Raw genomic sequence first — 17279 nt, 5'->3', positions numbered from 1 at the left:
GGTCGGGGTGGTGGCGCTGACCGGGGGCGCGAGCCGGATCAGCGTGGCGTTGCCGCCGCCGGACGGGACTTTGACCGTGCGCATGTCGGGCGGGGCGAGTTTGCTGGAGGTGCGAACCTCGCACGCTGTGCCGGTGCGCGTGCGGGTGGCGCGCGGGGCCGGGCAGGTGGTGCTGGCCGGCAAAACCCATGAAGGCGTGGCTGCTGGGGGTACGTTCACCTCGCTGGCCTGGGATGATGCGGCTGACCGGGTGGACGTCGACGCAGCGGCCGGGGTATCCGCACTGACCGTCTCCTGACGCCGGCGCGGGATGCCGACGCCATCGGGCGTCCACACCGGCCGTTCTCGAGGCGGACGCGGGCTCAGGACAAGCCCAAGTGGCCGCTTGCTGTCCAGGGCCACCATGTCGGCAGACCGGCGAGCGAACCGGACTTCCCGGGCACCCGGACCGCCGCACCCCGAGGCCGGGGACGGCGATGCAGCGACGCTCCCCTATGATGCGCGCTACATCAAGCACCCGTAGCCGTCCGGAGGCAAGCCGTGCAACCGTTTCTCTTCCTCGTCGGCGGGCTCGTGGTCGGGGGGATAGCCGGCTGGTTCGCCCGCGGCGCCCGACCCGCCCCTGCCGCCCGGCCGGTCCCCTCCGCCTCGGGCACGTCTGCTGGCTCCGAATCAGGTGGTGCGCCGGCTGCTGTGGCTGCGCCGGTGCGGGGCGTTGCGGCGGAGCCGGGCGTTGCGGTGGAGCAGGGCGCGGTGGCCGTGGCGGATTCCGTTGATGGGGAGCGGGACCCGGAAGCGGAAGGCGCAGCGGAAGGCGAGCGCGCGGCCGAGGAAGAACGCGCCGCCGAAGCGGAACGCGCCGCCCAGGAAGAGCGCGCCGCGGAAGTGGAGCGCGAGGCCGAGGAACAGCGCGAGGCCGAGGAACGGCGCGTCGCGGAAGTGGAGCGCGAGGCCGAGGAACAGCGCGAGGCCGAGGAACGGCGCGTCGCGGAAGCAGAGCAGGCCGCGCAAGAGCGGGCCGCGGAAGCGCGGCGCGCGGCAGAAGCGGAACAAGCCGCGGAGGCGCAGCGCGCCGCCGAAAAGGAACGGGCCGCGGAGGCAGAGCGCGCCGCCGAGGTGCAGGACCGAGAGCCCGTACCCGTGAGCGAGCCGAGGCCCGAGCCGATCCCGGTCGCGCAGGCCCCCGAACCCACAGCCGTCTCCCTCGAGCCAGTGGCCCCGAAGCCCGTCACGACCACCGCAGCGCCGTTCATCCCGGCGCAGGCCACCAGCCCCGACGGGAACCAACCCGCGGCCATCGCCCCGCAAGCCGCTCTCAGCGTCGAGCCGCACCCCGTGCTCACGCATGAGCCGGACGACCTGACCAGGATCGCGGGCATCGGGCCGAAGATGGCCATGGCTCTCGCGGCCGGTGGCATCACCACGTTCGAGGAGCTGGCCGCTGCTGACGTGGGCACGCTCAAGGCGACCATCACCGCGGCCGGGATGCGCCTCGCGCCGACCATCGCCTTCTGGCCCGAACGCGCCCAGGCCCTGGCCGCAACGAAATAGCCGCAACGAACAGAGCTCACCGAGGTGCAGCCCCGGACCGATGAGAGGTCCGGGGCTGCACCACCTCAGAGGTACGGCCGGCTGATGATCTCGATCGCGTGGCCGGCGGGGTCCTTGAAGTAGAAGCCCTGGCCGCCGTGCTCGGCGTTCACCTCACCGGGTCGTTTCATCTGGGGGTCCGCCCAGTAGGTGATGCCCCGCCCGGCGATGGTGGCCAGGCAGCGGTCGAACAGGTCGTCGTCGACCAGGAACGCGTAGTGCTGCATCTGGATATCCACCGGCGGCTCGGCGAACTGCAGCAGGACTCCCTCGTCGAGTTGCACGTTGAGGAACAGGCCCCACGACGGGGCTTCCGGCAGCTCGAACAGGTCACGGTAGAACTGCGCCGAAACGGCTTTGTCCTTGGCGGCGATGATGGTGTGGTTGAAGCGGACTGGCATGCGTACCGTCTTCCCGGTCGGTGAAAGAACCCGGCCGGACGCTCACAGCGACCCCAACCACGGAAAAGACCCGGATGCCACGCACCCGGAAATTCCACGCACTGTGCGTGGCGGCTGAAGAAGCCAGAACCTCCGGGGGTAGGCCCATCTGGGGCGCACCCGGAGGTTAGCACAGCCACTTCAGTGCAGGCAGAACTCGTTGCCCTCGGGGTCGCGCAGCACGTACGTCAACGGTCCCCGGTCACTGTGCGCCTCGAACAGCGACGCCCCCAGCCCGATCAGCCGTTCCACCTCGTCGGTCTTCTTCTCGTCGGGTACGTGGATGTCCAGGTGCACGCGGTTCTTCACGGTCTTGCCCTCGGGCACGCGCTGGAAGTACAGCCGGGGTTCCGTGCCGGCGGGGTCGCTGACCGCTGCCACCTCGCGGAAGGCCGGGCGACCCCCGATCTGCACGCGGTCCTCGGCGGGCATGCGGCCCGAGGCCACGAGCTGGTCGACCAGCGCCGAGTGATCTTCCACGACACACCCGAGCACGGCTGCCCAAAATTGGGCCTGGGCGTGGGGATCTGCGCAGTCAAAGGTCACCTGGGTCCGCATGGGACGTCATTGTGCCGTACGCATGTGACGTAGTTGCCAATACTATGCAACAACAACAGTAGCGCCATATGCTGCGGGAACGAGCGCGTTCCTGGGGAGGAATCGATGCAGGTACAGGCGATGCACATCGCCAACGGGATCGTGGACGGGCCGGTCTCGGCGATGTTTGCTGTGTTCGCCGCGCTGGCGCTCGCGTTCTGCGTGTGGCGGGCCCGGGCGGACCTCGACGACCGCCTCGCCCCGATGGCCGGGCTGGTCGCGGCCTTCATCTTTGCCGTGCAGATGCTCAACTTCCAGGTCCTGCCGGGCGTCTCGGGGCACCTGCTGGGCGGCGCGCTGGCCGTGGTGCTGGTCGGCCCGTGGGTGGGCGCGCTGTGCGTGTCGACCGTGCTGATCGTGCAGTGCCTGCTGTTCGCCGACGGCGGGCTCACCGCGCTGGGTCTCAACATCACGAACATGGCTCTGATCGGCACGGCCGCAGGTTACCTGCTGGTCGCCGCGCTCATGCGCCTGCTCCCGAAGACCCCGGCCGGCGTCGGCGCCACCGCGTTCGTCGCCTCGGTCATCGGGGTCGTGCTGGCCTCGCAGGGCTTCGTGTTCGAGTACTGGCTGGGCGGCACCACCCACCTCTCGCTCGCCACCGTCTCCGGCACGATGGCCGGGGTGCACGTGCTGATCGGCATCGGGGAGGGCCTGATCGCCGCCACCACCGTGGCGACAGTGGCCCGGGTGCGCCCCGACCTGGTGTACGCGCTGCGCCGTTTCCGCCCGGCCGCCCCGGCGCCCAAGCCCGTTCCCGTGAAGGAGCCCGCGGCATGAGCAAGCGACTCGGCTGGTTCCTGGCCGGCGGCCTGCTGATCGCGCTGCTGCTGGCCGGGGTGGTCAGCAACTTCGCCTCGGGCAGCCCGGACGGCCTGGACGCCACGGCCCGCGAGGGCTGCACGGTCAACGCCGACGGCGAGATCACCGGCGGCACCTGCATGGCCCAGCAGGAGAAAAACCACCAGATGGCCGGCAGCCCCCTGGCCGGCTACGGCATCAAGGGCATCGACAACCCGTACCTGTCGACCGGGCTGTCCGGGGTGCTGGGCGTGCTGATCACCTTTGGCATCGGCGGCGGGGTGTTCTGGCTGGCGCGCCGGCGCGGCACCAAAGCCGCCGGGCTGGACCGCAGCGAGAAGGCCGGGGTCTGAGTGGGCGCCGGGCACGCGCATCCGCTGCATCTCGACCGGCCCAGCCCGGTGCACCGGCTCGCCCCCGAGGTCAAGATCGCGGCCACGCTGCTGTTCACGATCGTCGTGGTGGCCACGCCACGCGAGGAGTTCTGGGCGTTCGGCGGCTACGCGGTGCTGCTGGCGGTCGTGGCGGCCGTGGCCCGCGTACCGGGAAATTGGCTTCTGAAGCGCGCCTCCATCGAACTGCCGTTGGTGCTGCTGGCGATCGCCCTGCCGTTCGCCGGGCATGGCGAGCGGGTGACGTGGCTGGGCATGTCGCTGTCGGTCGACGGGCTGTACGGCGCCTGGAACATTTTCGCCAAGGGCACCCTGGGCGTGGTCGCCTCGCTGTTGCTGGCCGCGTCGACCACGATGCGTGACCTCATCCTCGGGCTGGACCGGCTGCGCTGCCCCGCCGTTTTCACCCAGATCGCCACGTTCATGCTGCGCTACCTCGACATCCTGGCCGACGACGCGCGGCGCATGCGCGTCGCCCGGCTCTCACGCGGCTACGATCCGAGGTTCCTGTGGCAGGTCAAGGCGTTCGCGGTGAGCGTCGGGTCACTGTTCCTGCGGGCCTACGAACGAGGTGAACGGGTGTATCTGGCGATGGTGTCGCGCGGCTACGACGGGCGGCTGCCGCGCGCGGGGCGCGACAAGGCCACGCCCCGCCAGTGGGTGCAGTCGGCGGCGTTGCCCGTGGCGGCCGCGGCCATTGCGGTGATGGCCAGTTGAGCCTGTCCATCAAGGACCTGACGTTTGCCTACCCCGATGGCAGCGTCGCGTTGCGCGGCGTGAACCTCGAGGTGGGTGACGGCGACCGGGTGGCGCTGCTGGGCCCGAACGGCGCCGGCAAGACCACGCTGGTGCTGCACCTCAACGGTGTGCTGCACGGCGGTGCGGGCACGGTCGAGGTCGGAGGGTTGCGCGTCGAGGCCCGTGACCGCGCCCGGCTCGCCGAGATCCGCCGCCGGGTCGGGATCGTCTTCCAGGACCCCGATGATCAGCTGTTCATGCCCACAGTGGCCGAGGATGTCGCGTTCGGACCGGCGAACCTGGGGATGCGCGGTGCCGAGCTGCAGGCGCGGGTGGACGAGGCGCTCGAGGCGGTGGGGATGGCCGCACACCGCGATCAGGTGCCGCACCACCTGTCGTTCGGTCAGCGCCGCAGGGTTGCCGTGGCCACGGTGCTGGCGATGCGCCCCGAGCTGCTGGTGCTCGACGAGCCGTCGTCCAACCTGGACCCGGCGAGCCGGCGCGAACTGGCCGAGATCCTCGAGCGGCTGCCGGTGACCGTGCTGATGGTGACGCACGATTTGCCGTACGCGATGCAGCTCTGCCCCCGCTCGGTCATTCTCGATGGCGGCCTGATCGTCGCGGACGGCCCAACCCCGCAGATCCTGGCCGATGAGACCTTGCTGCATGCCCACCGCCTGGAGCTTCCCTACGGCTTTCATCCGGTACGCCCATAGCGCCCGCCACCGCCGGGTGCCCGCGCCGGCAAGGTGCACCCCGCATCGGCCAGGTGTCCGTAAAATCCGGAAACTGAGGACTGCTCGCATAAGTCCGTTCTAGGGTTCGCTCGTGGCAACGAGGGCTTCCCGGCCGCTGGGTTCCGGGACGATGAAAAAGGTGGCGGCGGCCACCGCGACACTGCTGGTCGCCGCGCTGGCGGGCCCGCCATTAGCCGCGTATGCCGATGTGGGGCCGGTGAGCGTGAGCGCGCAGGGGGCGCGCATCGCGGTCAACGTGCTGGGCGGCGTGGCGCCGGTCACCATCAACCAGCCGGACCCCGCCAAGACCTGGTCGACCTCCACCGGCGGCGCCGCCAGCACCGCCAGCGTCGCGGGCGCCACGATTTCCAGCGTGCTCAACCTCGCAGCGGTCACCGCGTCGGCCGGCCCGGTCACCGGGGGTGCCACGGCCACCGCGGGCACCGCCGGGCTCAGCGTGCTGGGCCTGCTCAACGTGGGCGCAGTCAGCACCAGTTGCACCATGTCGGCTTCCACGATCGCGACGACCACCGACGTCGCCAACCTGACGCTGGCCGGGGCGAACGTCAACCCGGACGTCAACCTGGCGATCGGGTTGCCCGGCGTGCTGAACGCCATTATCGACAAGCGGATTGCCGCGTACAACGCCGCGAGCGGGCGGCTGGACTACACCGTGCGGGCGATCGACCTGAGCCTGCTCGAAGAGGGCCCGGTGGTCAACGGCTCGGTGATTGTGGGCGAATCCAAGTGCTCGGGCATCGTGAAGCTCGGCGCGGTGAACCTGGCCGCCGCCGCGCTGGCCCCGGGCGAGAACGGCACCCCGAAGGTCACCGTCACCAACACCGGCGACATCGCGGCGCCGGCCACCACGATCCGCATTCCGTTGCCGCCCACCGGCTACACGCTGGGCACGCCCACCGTCACCGGCGGCGGCACCTGCACGACCAGCACCACCCACGTCATCTGCACCGCGGTGACCGTGCCGGGCGGCGGCAACGCGGTCGTGTCGCTGCCCGTCGCGCTGGCCTCCTCGGCCGGCTCGGCGGCGAACTGGGCCCCGGCGGCCGGAACCATCACCGCGGTGAGCACGCCGATCAGCGGCGTCACCGGCACCACGATCAGCGTGACCGGCGGCGGCACCCTGGTCACCCGCCAGCCCGCGCGCAGCACCGGCGGCTCGATCACTGCCGACCCGATGACGGTGGCCGCGGGCAAGGCCACCACCACCACGATCACCGTGAACAACGACGGCCCGTCGGATGCCACCACCACGGTGAGCATCCCGCTGGCGGGTAAGCCAGCCGGGGTCTCGATCGCCTCGGCGACCGTCGGCGGCACCGCGTGCTCGGTGGACGCCACCGCGATCTCCTGTTCCGGGGTCACCGTCCCGGGCGGCGGCAGCGCCACCATCGCCGTGCGGGCCGCGGCCACCACGACCACCGCGCCGGGCACCACCTGGACCGTGACCGGCATGCAGGCCACGCTCAACGGCACCGCGATCAGCGGGCAGGGCCGGGTGCTCACCGTCAGCGACCCCGACGTCAACCTCGACACCGGCGTCTCGATCACCCCGGCCACCGCGGTCCCCGGCGGCGGCCCGGCAACGCCGAAGGTCAGAGTGGCCAACCTGGGCATCATCCCGGCCACCGGCACCACCATCACGCTGCCCGCGCCCCCGGCCGGCTACACCGCCGGCACGGTCACCACGACCGGTGGGGGCACCTGCACCACCACCGCCGGCATCCGCTGCACCGGCGTCACCGTCCCGGCCACCGGCTCGATCACCGTGTCCCTCCCGGTGACGCTGGGTGCCGGGGTCACGGCGCCGTGGACGGCCACGGCAGACGCCCCGGTCACCGCAACGAGCGGGGATTCCACCGGCACGGTCACCGGCACGATCGTCACCGCCGACCCGCGCTGGACCCTGGGTGCCAGCGCCACCGGCCCGGCCGCGCGCACCGTGCGCCCCGGTCAGAACGCCACGATGACGATCACCGTCAGGGACAACGGCCCGTCCGACGCGCGCGGCGCCGGCTTCGTGGTGGTGGCCCCGCAGGGCACCACGTTCGGCACGCTGAGCGGGGCTGCCGCGGCCTGCACCCAGCTCTCCCCCACCACGCTGCGCTGCACCCAGGACATCCCGGCGGCGGGCCCGGCGGTGACGCTGAGCGTCCCGCTGGCCGTGTCCGCCTCGGCCGACCCTGCCGTCCCGCTGACCGGCGGGTGCGTGAGCCTGGACAACGACACCGACTGCGCCGGTACGAGCGACGTCGCGCTGCCTTCGATCCAGCTGCGCACGCCCATCGCCAACCGGCTCACCGTCACCACCACCCCCGCCACCGTCGTCCCGGGCCGTTCGGACACCGGCGTGGTGACCCTGACCTCGACCCAGGACGAGGACGACCTGACGGTCACGATCCCGCTCACCGGCCTGCCGGCCGGGTTCACCGCGAGCACCGCCACCAGCCCGGCCGGGTCGTCGTGCACCGCCGGATCCGCCGCGCTGACCTGCACCGGGGTGCGGCTGAGCGCGGGCCGCGCGGCCACCATCGATGTGCCGGTGGCGCTGGCGTCCGCGGTGACCCCGCCGGCCACCTGGACCGTCAGCCCGCTGACCGTGTCCGACAGCGGGGAGCAGCTGAGCACCAGCGGCGCGCTGGCCAGCGCGGGCACCCCGGTGTACCAGCTGACCGCCGAGGTCAGCGGGCCGGCCGACAACACCGTCGAGCCGGGGCAGACCACCAGCCTGGCGCTGACCGTCAGCAACGCCGGGCCCTCGGACGCGCCCGCCGCCCCGTTCGGCGTGCTGGCCCCGGCCGGCACCACGTTCGCCCCGCTCGCCGGGGAATCGGCCACCGCGTGCCGGCTGTCCGCGGACTCCACCAGCGCCGCCTGCACGGTCACGCTGGCCGCCGGGGTCAGCACACCGCAGCTCGTGCTGCCGGTGAACATCCCGGCCGGCGCGGACGTCAACACCCCGCTCGGCGGCGGCTGCGTGGACCTGGACAACAACGGCTCCTGCGGGGGCGCACCCGACGTGCGGTTCGACCCGATCGAGCTCAAGGTGCCGTTCGCCCAGCAGGTAACGGTGACTGCGGCCCCGGCCACGGTGACGCCTGGCGACGACGACGCCGCGACGCTGAACGTCAACGCGGTGCACGGTGACCTCAGCGGGTTGACCATCACGGTGCCGCTGGCGCTGCCGAGCGGGGTGACGGTCAGCCGGGCCACGGTGGGCGGCTCGGCGTGCCCGGTGCTGGGGGGCCAGATCGTGTGCAGCGACGTCGCGGTCGGGAACGGCGCCAGCGCCGCCATCGCCATCACCGTGCACGCCGCCTCGGACGCGGCCCAGGGCACCTCCTGGACGGCGGCCGGCATCACGGTCGCCAAGGGCAGCGAGTCGATCACGGCGTCGGAGCAGCTCGCCACCATTGGCGCTGCCGAGTACACGCTGCGCGCCACGGTGACCGTGCCCGACCAGGGGACGCTGGAGCCGGGGCAGAGCGGCACCCTGGGCGTACAGGTGGACAACCTCGGACCCTCCGATGCCACCGCCGCCACCATCGGGGTGCTCGCCCCGACCGGCGCGACGCTCGGCACGCCCGCCGACGCCGCCTGCAGCCTGGTCACCGCGACCCGAGCGACCTGCACGTTCAACCTGACCGCGGCGGGCGCACCGCTGGACTTCGCGTTCCCGTTCACCATCGACGCGGGCGCCGACCCCAGCCAGCGGCTGACCGGCGGGTGCATCGACCTGGACGCCGACGGCGTGTGCGGGTCCGGCGACCCGGCCGTCACCGACATCTGGCTGGCCACCCCGCTGAGCCAGATCATCACCATCGGCACCGACGCGGGCACGGTCGTGCCCGGCGAGTCCGGCACCGGGCGCGTCACCCTGCGGGCCAACCGGCCGGTCAGCGGGCTGACCGTGAGCATCCCGCTGAGCCAGTTGCCGGCCGGGTTCACCGCCCCAGGCGCTCTCGTCGACGGCGGTTCCTGCTCGACCAGCGCCACCGACATCACCTGCTCCGGCGTGGACCTCACCGCCGGGGTACGCAAGGACGTGATCGTGCAGGTGGCGCTGGACTCGGCAGTGGTGCCACCGCTGACCTGGACCGCCACCGGCATCTCGGTGACCGACGGCACCGACAACGTCACCGCGAACGGCGCGATCGCTGCAGCGGGTGCACCCGTCACCGCCGTCACCGCCACCGTGACCGGCCCGGCCGACGGCACCGTCCCGGCCGGGGACACCACCACCCTGACCGTGGTCGCGGCCAACGCCGGGCCGTCGGATGCCACCGGGCGCGCGTTCACCGTCACCGCACCGCACGACACCACGTTCGGCACGCTCACCGGGGACGCGGCGAGTCGCTGCCAGGTCGCCGGGGACGCGCTGTCGGTGACCTGCACCGTCAGCCTGCCGGCCGGGACCAGCACGCCCGACCTGGCGCTGTCCCTGGTGGTGGCCGCGGGCGCCGACCCGTTCACCGCGCTGACCGGCGGCTGCGTCAACCTGTCGGGCAGCGCCGGCTGCTCGGGCACCGGAGACAGGAGCATCGACCCGATCGTGCTGAAGGTGCCCTTCGCCCGGCGCGCGCAACTGGTCACCACCAGCGCAGCGCCCGCCCCCGGCACCGAGGACACCGCCACCGTGGGCATCAAGGCGCTGCACGGCGACCTGAGCAACCTGAGGCTGACCATCCCGCTCGCCTCGGTGCCCGCCTCGCTGAGCGTCACACCCGCCGACGCCGCCTGCACCGCCTTTCCGGGCCAGATCGTGTGCACCGGGCTCGACGTCACCGACCAGCAGACCGCCGGGGTGACCCTGCGCGTACGGGCGACCGCCGCCGCGTCCCCCGGCACCGCCTGGACCGCCACGGGGGTCGTGGCCGACGCCGGCAGCGACAACCAGCTGACCGGCGACCCCCAGCTCGCCCGGGTCGGCGCGCCGCAGGCCACCCTCGCCGCGACCACCACCGCCCCCGACCCGGCGATCCTGCCAGGCGGCACCGGCACCCTGCGCGTCGACGTGGACAACCTCGGTCCGTCCGACCTGGCCGCCGCCACCATCGGCATCGACGTGCCCACCGGCGCCACCCTGGGCTCACTGAGCGCCCCGACTTCCCAGGTGTGCACCGCGAACGCCGGTGGCACCCGGCTGACCTGCACCTTCCCGCTCGCTGCGGATGACACGCCCCGCCGGTTGGACGTGCCGCTGAGGGTGAGCGCCACCGCCGACCCGGGCCAGCCGCTCACCGGCGGCTGCGTCGACCTGAACAACGACGGCGCCTGCGCCGAACCGGCCGACCAGCCAATTCCCGGTCTCGAGCTGGCCACCCCGTTCACCCAGCAGGTCACCATCAGCACCGACCCGGTCACCGTCACCCCGGGCCGCACCCGGGTGGCCCGCGTCGTGGTGGGCACCGACCCGCAGCAGAGCGGCCTGAGCATCGTCATCCCGCTCGCCGACCGGCCCGGCGAGGTCATCGTCGGCACCCCCAGCGTGGCGCCCAGCGGCACCTGCACCAGCGACGCCACCGCGATCCGCTGCACCGGCGTGGACCTCGCCGCCGGCAGCGCCGCCCGGGTGGCCATCCCGCTGTCGGTCACCGCGGCGGCGGCCGCTGGGCAGACGTGGACGGCGACCGGCATCACCGCGAGCAACCCGGGCGGCGGCACCGCCACCGGCAGCGGCGTGCTGCTACGCACCGGCCCGGCCGCGTACACGCTGACCGGCTCGGCCAGCGGCCCGGACGCCGGGACGGTGCTGCCCGGTGGAACCGCCGACGTGACGCTCACCCTGGGCAACACCGGCCCGTCGGATGCCACCGACGCCCCGGTCGCCGTGACCGCGCCCAGCGGCACCACGTTCGGTGACCTCGCCGGCCCGGCCGCGCGGAGCTGCACCGCCACCACCAGTACCACGCTGAGCTGCCGGCTCACCCTGCCGGCGACCGCCGACCCGGTCGTGTGGACGCTGCCGGTGCAGATCCCGGCCGGCGCCGACGCCTCGGTGGCGATCACCGGTGGCTGCGCCGACCTGGACGGCGACAACGCGTGCGGCGGCACCAACGACCTCGTGCTGCCCGACATCTCGCTGCGCGCGCCGCTGGGCTCGGTGCTCACGGTCAGCGCCGGCAACCCGTCGATCACCCCCGGCGCCACCGGTACGGCCAACCTGCGCGTCGCCGCCACCCAGGAACGCACCGGGTTGAGCGTCGCAGTGGACACCACCACCCTGCCCGCCGGGCTGAGCATCACCGGCGCGGGCCCGGCCTGCACCGTGACGACCGGCGCGGTCACCTGCACCGGCGTCGGCATCGCGGCCGGCGGCACCTTCGCCGTCCCGCTGGCCCTGAGCGCCGCCGCCGACGCCGACCCGGCCGGGTGGACCCCGGCGGTCACCATCACCGGCGGCGGTGAAACCGTCGACCGCAGCCCGGCCACCGCCACGATCGGCGCGCCGGTGCACCCGCTGAGCGTGGACGTGGAGGTCCCGGCGCCCGGAACGCTGCTGCCCGGCGGCACCGGCGAACTCGCGGTCACCCTGACCAACGACGGACCCTCGCTGTACCGCCAGGCCCGGGTGCAGTTCAAGGCGCCCACCGGCACCACCTTCGGCCCGCTGGGCGTCCCGGCAGCCACGTTCTGCACGGGCACCGCCGCGCTGGTCGACTGCACCGCCGACCTGCCCGCCGGGGACCGCGAGTTCACCCTCACGCTGCTGGTGCCGGGTACCGCCGACCCGGACAGCCCGCTGGACGACGGGTGCGCCGACCTCAACCTCGACGGCGACTGCACCTCCCCGCCGGACGGCTACTTCCCGCCGATCGTGCTGGCCTCGCCGCTGAGCGCCGACGCGCGGGTCAGCACCGAAGCAGGCACCGCCGTACCGGGTGGGGCGGCCACCACCGGTTACGTTGTGGTCGACGCCGACCGGGCGATCACCGGGCTGACCGCCACCGTCGCGGCCACCGCCGTACCGGCTGGCCTGACGATCACAAGGGTCACCGGCCCCGACGGCTCGGTGTGCACGATCAGCGGCACCGCGATCTCGTGCACCGGCGTGGACCTGGCCGCCGGGCAGCACCGGGTCATCGCGGTCACCGCCACCGCGGCGGCGAACCTGCCCGCCGGGATCACCTGGGCGCCGCAGGTGACCCTGCGCAGCTCCGACGGCCGGAGCACCTCGGCCACCGGCACGCTGATCAGCACCGGGACGCCGGTCGCGCCGGTTTCATACGCGCTGGGCACCACCGCCGGGACCACCGAGCCGGGCGCCACCACCACGCTCACCGTTACCGTGCGCAACGCCGGGCCCTCCGACGCCACCGGGGTCACCACCAGCGTGCTCGCGCCGCAGAGCACCACGTTCGGCACGCTCACCGGGCAGGCCGCGACGAACTGCACCCCGGCCGGCGACACCCGGCTGGACTGCCGCTTCGACCTCGCCGCGAGCGCACAACCGCTGATCTGGTCGATTCCGGTGCTGGTGGCGGCCACCGCCGACCCGGTCACCACGCTGGGCGGCGGGTGCCTGGACCGCTCCGGCGACAACACCTGCGGCACCGGCGACGACCCGCTGCCGGGCATCGCGTTGCGCCGCACGCTGGGACAGGCGCTGACCGTCATCGCCGGCAACGCCGCGATCACCCCGGGACGTACCGGCACAGCCACCGTCACCGTCGCCTCGGCCGATGCGCGCAGCGGCCTGGACGTCACGATCCCGTTCGCGGATCTGCCCGCCGGTCTCAGCGTCACCGCGGCCCGCCAGGGCGGTACGGACTGCGTCATCGGCACCACCGACGTCACGTGCTCGGGCGTCACCCTCGCGGCCGGGGCGAGCACCGGCATCGCTTTGTCGCTGTCGGCCACCGCGAACGCGACGCCGGGCGCGGCCTGGTCCCCGGCCGTGGCGATCTCGCAGGCCGCCGCCAGGGTCACCCGCACCGTCACCGCGGCCACCGTGGGCACCGCGACCTCGACGCTGACCGTGACGGTCGTGCCCCCGGCCGCCGGTACGGTCCAGCCCGGCGGCACCGGCACCCTGGCTGTGACTGTCCGCAACAGCGGGCCGTCCAACGCGCTGGCGCACCGGCTCACCTTCACCGCGCCGGGAAGCACCACGTTCGGCACGCCGCCGGTGGACTACTGCTCGGTGGACGCGGCGGGTACCACGGCCACGTGCACGGTTGATGTGGCCGCGGCCGCTTCGCTGCAGTTCACGCTGCCGGTCACCGTGTCCGCGACCGCCGACCCGGGCACTGCGCTGGGCGGCGGCTGCGTGGACACCGACAGCGACGGCACCTGCGACAGCCCGGTCCCGCCGATCGAGTTGGGTACGCCGCTGAGCGGGCGGGTGCGGGTAAGCGTGGCAGGCGCAACGGTCACTCCTGGACGTACCGGCAATGCTGTGGTCCGCGCAACCAGCAGCGCAGCCGTCACCGGCGCCACGGTCTCGCTCCCGCTCGCAGCTCTGCCCGCCGGACTGACGGTCACGGGATTCGGTGGTCCCGCCGGATCCACCTGTACGCGGACCAGCTCGGCGATCACCTGCAGCGGCGTCACCCTGGCCGCCGGTAGCACCGACGTCATCTCGCTGAGCGTCACCGCCACGCCCGCCCTGCGCGCCGGGGTCGCCTGGATCGCGAGCGGCATCACGCTGACCTCGGGCACCGAAAGCGTCACCGGCAGCGGCACCCTGGCCACCACCGGCGCCCCGGTCTCCGCGCTCACCGCCACGGTCACCGGTCCGACCGGCAACCTCGATCCGGGCGAGCTGACCTCGATGGCCGTCACGCTCAGCAACCCCGGCCCGTCGGACGCCACCGGCGTGACCGCCACCGTGTCCGCGCCCACCAACAGCACGTTCGGCGCGCTCTCGGGCCAGGCCGCGATCGACTGCAGCCCGAGCGGCACCACCGCGCTGACCTGCCGCTTCGACCAGGCCGTGGGCGCCGCGAAGACGTGGACCATCCCGGTGCAGGTGTCGGCGGCCGCGCAGGACCAGGACCCGGTCGGCAACGGCTGCGTGAGCATCGCGGGCGCATCCGGGGTGTGTGGCGGCTCGGCCACCGTGGTCAGCCAGGCCGCCGACCGGCCGGTCAGCGAGACCACCGACGTGACGCTGGCCCCCGGCACCATCGCGGCCGGGCGGTCCGGCACCGCCACGATCACTCTCAGCACCGCCGTCGACGAGTCGGCGCTGACGCTGACCGTCCCGCTGGGCACCCTGCCGGCCGGCCTGACCGTCGACGGCGCCAGCATCGGGGGCACCGGCTGCCCGGTCTCCGCCACGGCCATCACCTGCGCGGTCGACGCGCTGATCGCCGGCACCGATGCCACCGTGCAGATCGCGGTCAGCGTGGCCGCGACGGTCGCCACCGCCACGACCTGGAACGTCACCGGGGTCAAGCTGAGCAACAACGCCAACCCCAGCGACTTCCGCTCGGCCGGCGGCGTGCTGGTGACCACCTCGGCGGTCGGCTACACGGTGACGGCCACGGCCGGCGCACCGTCCATCCTCAAGCCGGCACCCGGTCAGACCACGGTGCTGCCGATCACGTTGACCAACAGCGGGCCGCTGGATGCCGACCCGTACACCGCGACGTTCGTGCTGCCCCCCGGCACGACACACGGCACGCTGCCGGACCGCTGCGCCGAGGGCGCGACGGCGAGCATCGTGACGTGCACGGTGTCGCTGGCGGCGGGCGAGAGCACCGACCTCGATCTGCCGCTGGTGATCGGGGGCGGCGCGACGCCCGGTTCGACGATCAGCGGCGGGTGCTTCGACGGCGACGCCAGCGGTACGTGCGGCTCGGACACCGACCTGGCGCTACCGAGCCTGGTGGTCAGCAAGGCGACGGTGGACCTGGACATCAGCTACAGCAACCCCAGGCCCTCCGGCGCCAAGGGTGCGACGGTGCTGCTGCGGTTGCCGTACAGCAACAACGGCTCGCAGAGCGCCGCGGATGTCACGTTCCTGATCGACCCGCCGGCGAACACGACGCTGACCAACGCGGCGGTGCTGCTGGACGCCTCGGCGGCGGAGTTCACCGCGGCCGCCACGTCGGCCGGCACCGTCGACATCGACTGCGAGCCGGCGCCGGACGCGGACGCCAACACGGTGACGTGCACCGGGCCGGATGCCTCGGTCGGGTCGAACAGCGAGCTGTGGCTGTACCTGGCGATCGCGAAGACCGCGAAGGCGGGTACGTACCCGGTGAACGTCATGATCAGCACGACCAGCGCCGAGGGTAACGTCGTCAACAACACGGCTACGGCTCAGCTGACAGTTGCCGGTTCACCCTCCACCAGCGACCCCAGCGATGCGGACGATTCCGACAAGTCCGGTGATGATGGAAACGGGGGCAATGGGGATAACGGCGGCTCGGGTGGTAGCGACAACCTGGCCAAGACCGGCCAGGACCTGACCGGCCTGATCCTGCTCGCCGTGCTGATGATCATCGGTGGTGGGGCGGCGCGCATCGCCGCCCGCAACCGCCGCACCCGGCCTCGCCCCTAGCGCTGGACCGGCCGCTTGAAACGGGCCGGGCGCTTGAAACGGGCCGGGCGCTTGAAACGGGCCGGGCGCTTGAAACGGGCCGGCCGCTTGAAACGGGCCGGGCGCTTGAAACGGGCCGGGCGCTTGAAACGGGCCGGGCGCTCAGGACAGGCCCAGCCCGTGCCGGCCGGTTTCGTTCAGGTCGGCCGGCTGGAAACGGTCCGCCCAGTCGCGTTCGTAGTGTTCCTCGGGGAAGTCGCTGGGGCTGGAGCCGGTGCGGAAGGCCTCACGCACCTCGGCGGCGTACCGCTCGTTGCGCGGGCACCACGGTGCTGCCGGGATGTACATGACGTTGCCCCAGCCGCGCTGGTTCGTCACCGGCGCCACGCTGTGGATCATGTCGGCGTGCCACCACACCGAGTCGCCTGCCTTGACGTCCGGGATGCCGGTGAGGGCGCGCATCAGCAGCGGATGCCACTTCTCGTTGGCCGGGAACACCTGGTTGACGGTGACCCCGCACATGTCGTCGTCCGGCACGTCGCTCAGCAGCGGGCGCAGCATCAGGTACGCCATCGCCTCGGGGATGGGCACGGTGTGCAGCACGCCCTGGTCGTGGTCCATGTCCGACAGCGCCGTCCAGCCCTGGAACGTGCGGAACGCCGAGCACATGGTGCTGCCCGGGTACTGCGGTCCGGCGGTGCGGTAGGCGGGGTCCCAGGGGTCGTACTGCTCGACCGAGCCGTCGAAGAGGTGCCGGAACGCCTTCTGGTAGGCCGAGGTCAGCCACAGGTCCAGCGTGCCGGGGTCCAGGTGGGTGCCCAGCCCGCCGGAGTCGGCGCCCTCGGGCCGGCGCCGGATGCGGTCGGGGTACAGCGAGTCGCGCTGGGGGTCGAACCAGGTGGTGCCCCCGGACTCGTGCTTCCACTGGCTGTTGAGGAAGGCCTGGACGGCAGCCATCCGCTCGCTCTGGCGGGCCTGCATCTGCGCCGGCGACCAGTAGATCGGGTAGATCTCGGGCTTGGAGCCCACGCTGCCGAAGAAGTCGTCGCCGGGGCCGCGGTAGTTTTCGAAGAACCGGTTGCCTTCCACGTACCGCACGATGTCGCGGTCCCAGCCCAGCGCCTGCTCGCGCTCGAAATGGCCCCGCACGACCAGACAGCCACGCCGCCGCACCAGGTCGAATTGCTCGCTGCTCACGGTGCCGGCGGCGATGTCGTCGTACCGGATGACGGGCCACACCTCTTCCCCGCGGGCCTTGGCCGCCTCGACCTGTTCGACCGCTGCATCGATGCGGCCCTCGACGACCGTGAAGACCTCGTCGACGGTACGGCCGGAGCTCGCGATCCGGGCCCGTAGAGCGGTCTTGACCTCGCGGATCGCCGCCCCGAGGTCGTCCGGCGGGCTCTCCCAATGCGGCAGCGTCATCATGTCAACCTTTCAAGTCAGGCTCCCTTACTTGAGCAACGTACGGACCCTC

The 17279-nt window shown here is 72.8% G+C and carries 9 protein-coding genes and 1 pseudogene; 7 read left to right on the top strand and 3 right to left on the bottom strand.

Translation table 11 applies throughout. The annotated features are described in order from the left end of the window. Both TFC3_RS38375 and TFC3_RS34020 read left to right on the top strand, forming a co-directional pair. Positions 1-298, top strand: a pseudogene (locus TFC3_RS38375) (hypothetical protein); the annotation flags it as partial. Positions 299-693: 395 nt separating this feature from the next. Further along, positions 694-1551: a helix-hairpin-helix domain-containing protein gene (locus TFC3_RS34020; protein WP_067510370.1), complete on the top strand. Its 858-nt coding sequence runs from the start codon at positions 694-696 to the stop codon at positions 1549-1551. Positions 1552-1616: 65 nt separating this feature from the next. Here TFC3_RS34020 and TFC3_RS34025 read toward each other — a convergent pair whose 3' ends face one another. Together TFC3_RS34025 and TFC3_RS34030 are read right to left on the bottom strand one after the other, a co-directional pair. Then, positions 1617-1991: a VOC family protein gene (locus TFC3_RS34025; RefSeq protein WP_067510371.1), complete on the bottom strand. Its 375-nt coding sequence runs from the start codon at positions 1989-1991 to the stop codon at positions 1617-1619. A 180-nt stretch (positions 1992-2171) separates the two neighbouring features. After that, a complete protein-coding gene (locus tag TFC3_RS34030) occupies positions 2172-2588 on the bottom strand; it encodes a VOC family protein (protein WP_067510373.1) in 417 nt (138 codons plus the stop codon). A 105-nt stretch (positions 2589-2693) separates the two neighbouring features. Here TFC3_RS34030 and TFC3_RS34035 point away from each other — a divergent pair, with 105 nt between their 5' ends. The 5 genes from TFC3_RS34035 (at position 2694) to TFC3_RS34055 (ending at position 15823) form a co-directional block, all read left to right on the top strand. Beyond that, a complete protein-coding gene (locus TFC3_RS34035) occupies positions 2694-3407 on the top strand; it encodes an energy-coupling factor ABC transporter permease (RefSeq protein WP_067510375.1) in 714 nt (237 codons plus the stop codon). After that, the gene (locus TFC3_RS34040) at positions 3404-3781 is read left to right on the top strand and encodes a PDGLE domain-containing protein (RefSeq protein ID WP_067510377.1); all 378 of its coding nucleotides are present in this window, start codon (positions 3404-3406) and stop codon (positions 3779-3781) included. Before TFC3_RS34035 ends, TFC3_RS34040 begins: the two co-directional genes overlap by 4 nt. Next, positions 3782-4537: a cobalt ECF transporter T component CbiQ gene (gene cbiQ / locus TFC3_RS34045; RefSeq protein ID WP_067510379.1), complete on the top strand. Its 756-nt coding sequence runs from the start codon at positions 3782-3784 to the stop codon at positions 4535-4537. It abuts the gene before it with no gap. Next, the gene (locus TFC3_RS34050; protein ID WP_067510381.1) at positions 4534-5274 is read left to right on the top strand and encodes an energy-coupling factor ABC transporter ATP-binding protein; all 741 of its coding nucleotides are present in this window, start codon (positions 4534-4536) and stop codon (positions 5272-5274) included. Before cbiQ ends, TFC3_RS34050 begins: the two co-directional genes overlap by 4 nt. A 112-nt stretch (positions 5275-5386) precedes the next feature. Then, positions 5387-15823, top strand: a complete 10437-nt coding sequence (locus TFC3_RS34055; RefSeq protein ID WP_153040635.1) for a hypothetical protein — start codon at positions 5387-5389, stop codon at positions 15821-15823. A gap of 141 nt (positions 15824-15964) precedes the next feature. Here TFC3_RS34055 and TFC3_RS34060 read toward each other — a convergent pair whose 3' ends face one another. Beyond that, a complete protein-coding gene (locus tag TFC3_RS34060) occupies positions 15965-17227 on the bottom strand; it encodes a DUF1479 domain-containing protein (RefSeq protein ID WP_236718632.1) in 1263 nt (420 codons plus the stop codon). Positions 17228-17279: the final 52 nt, after the last annotated feature.

It is taken from the genome of Actinoplanes sp. TFC3 (assembly GCF_001553785.1).
GTDB lineage: Bacteria > Actinomycetota > Actinomycetes > Mycobacteriales > Micromonosporaceae > Actinoplanes.
Note: the sequence above shows the minus strand (reverse complement) of the source record. Positions and strands in the feature narration are given on the sequence as shown.

What these genes read in the sequence shown, in the direction of transcription:
- TFC3_RS34060 (WP_236718632.1), bottom strand. Translation starts at nt 17,227, where the DNA reads ATGACGCTGCCGCATTGGGAGAGCCCGCCGGACGACCTCGGGGCGGCG.
- TFC3_RS34025 (WP_067510371.1), bottom strand. Translation starts at nt 1,991, where the DNA reads ATGCCAGTCCGCTTCAACCACACCATCATCGCCGCCAAGGACAAAGCC.
- TFC3_RS34030 (WP_067510373.1), bottom strand. Translation starts at nt 2,588, where the DNA reads ATGCGGACCCAGGTGACCTTTGACTGCGCAGATCCCCACGCCCAGGCC.
- TFC3_RS34040 (WP_067510377.1), top strand. Translation starts at nt 3,404, where the DNA reads ATGAGCAAGCGACTCGGCTGGTTCCTGGCCGGCGGCCTGCTGATCGCG.
- TFC3_RS34035 (WP_067510375.1), top strand. Translation starts at nt 2,694, where the DNA reads ATGCAGGTACAGGCGATGCACATCGCCAACGGGATCGTGGACGGGCCG.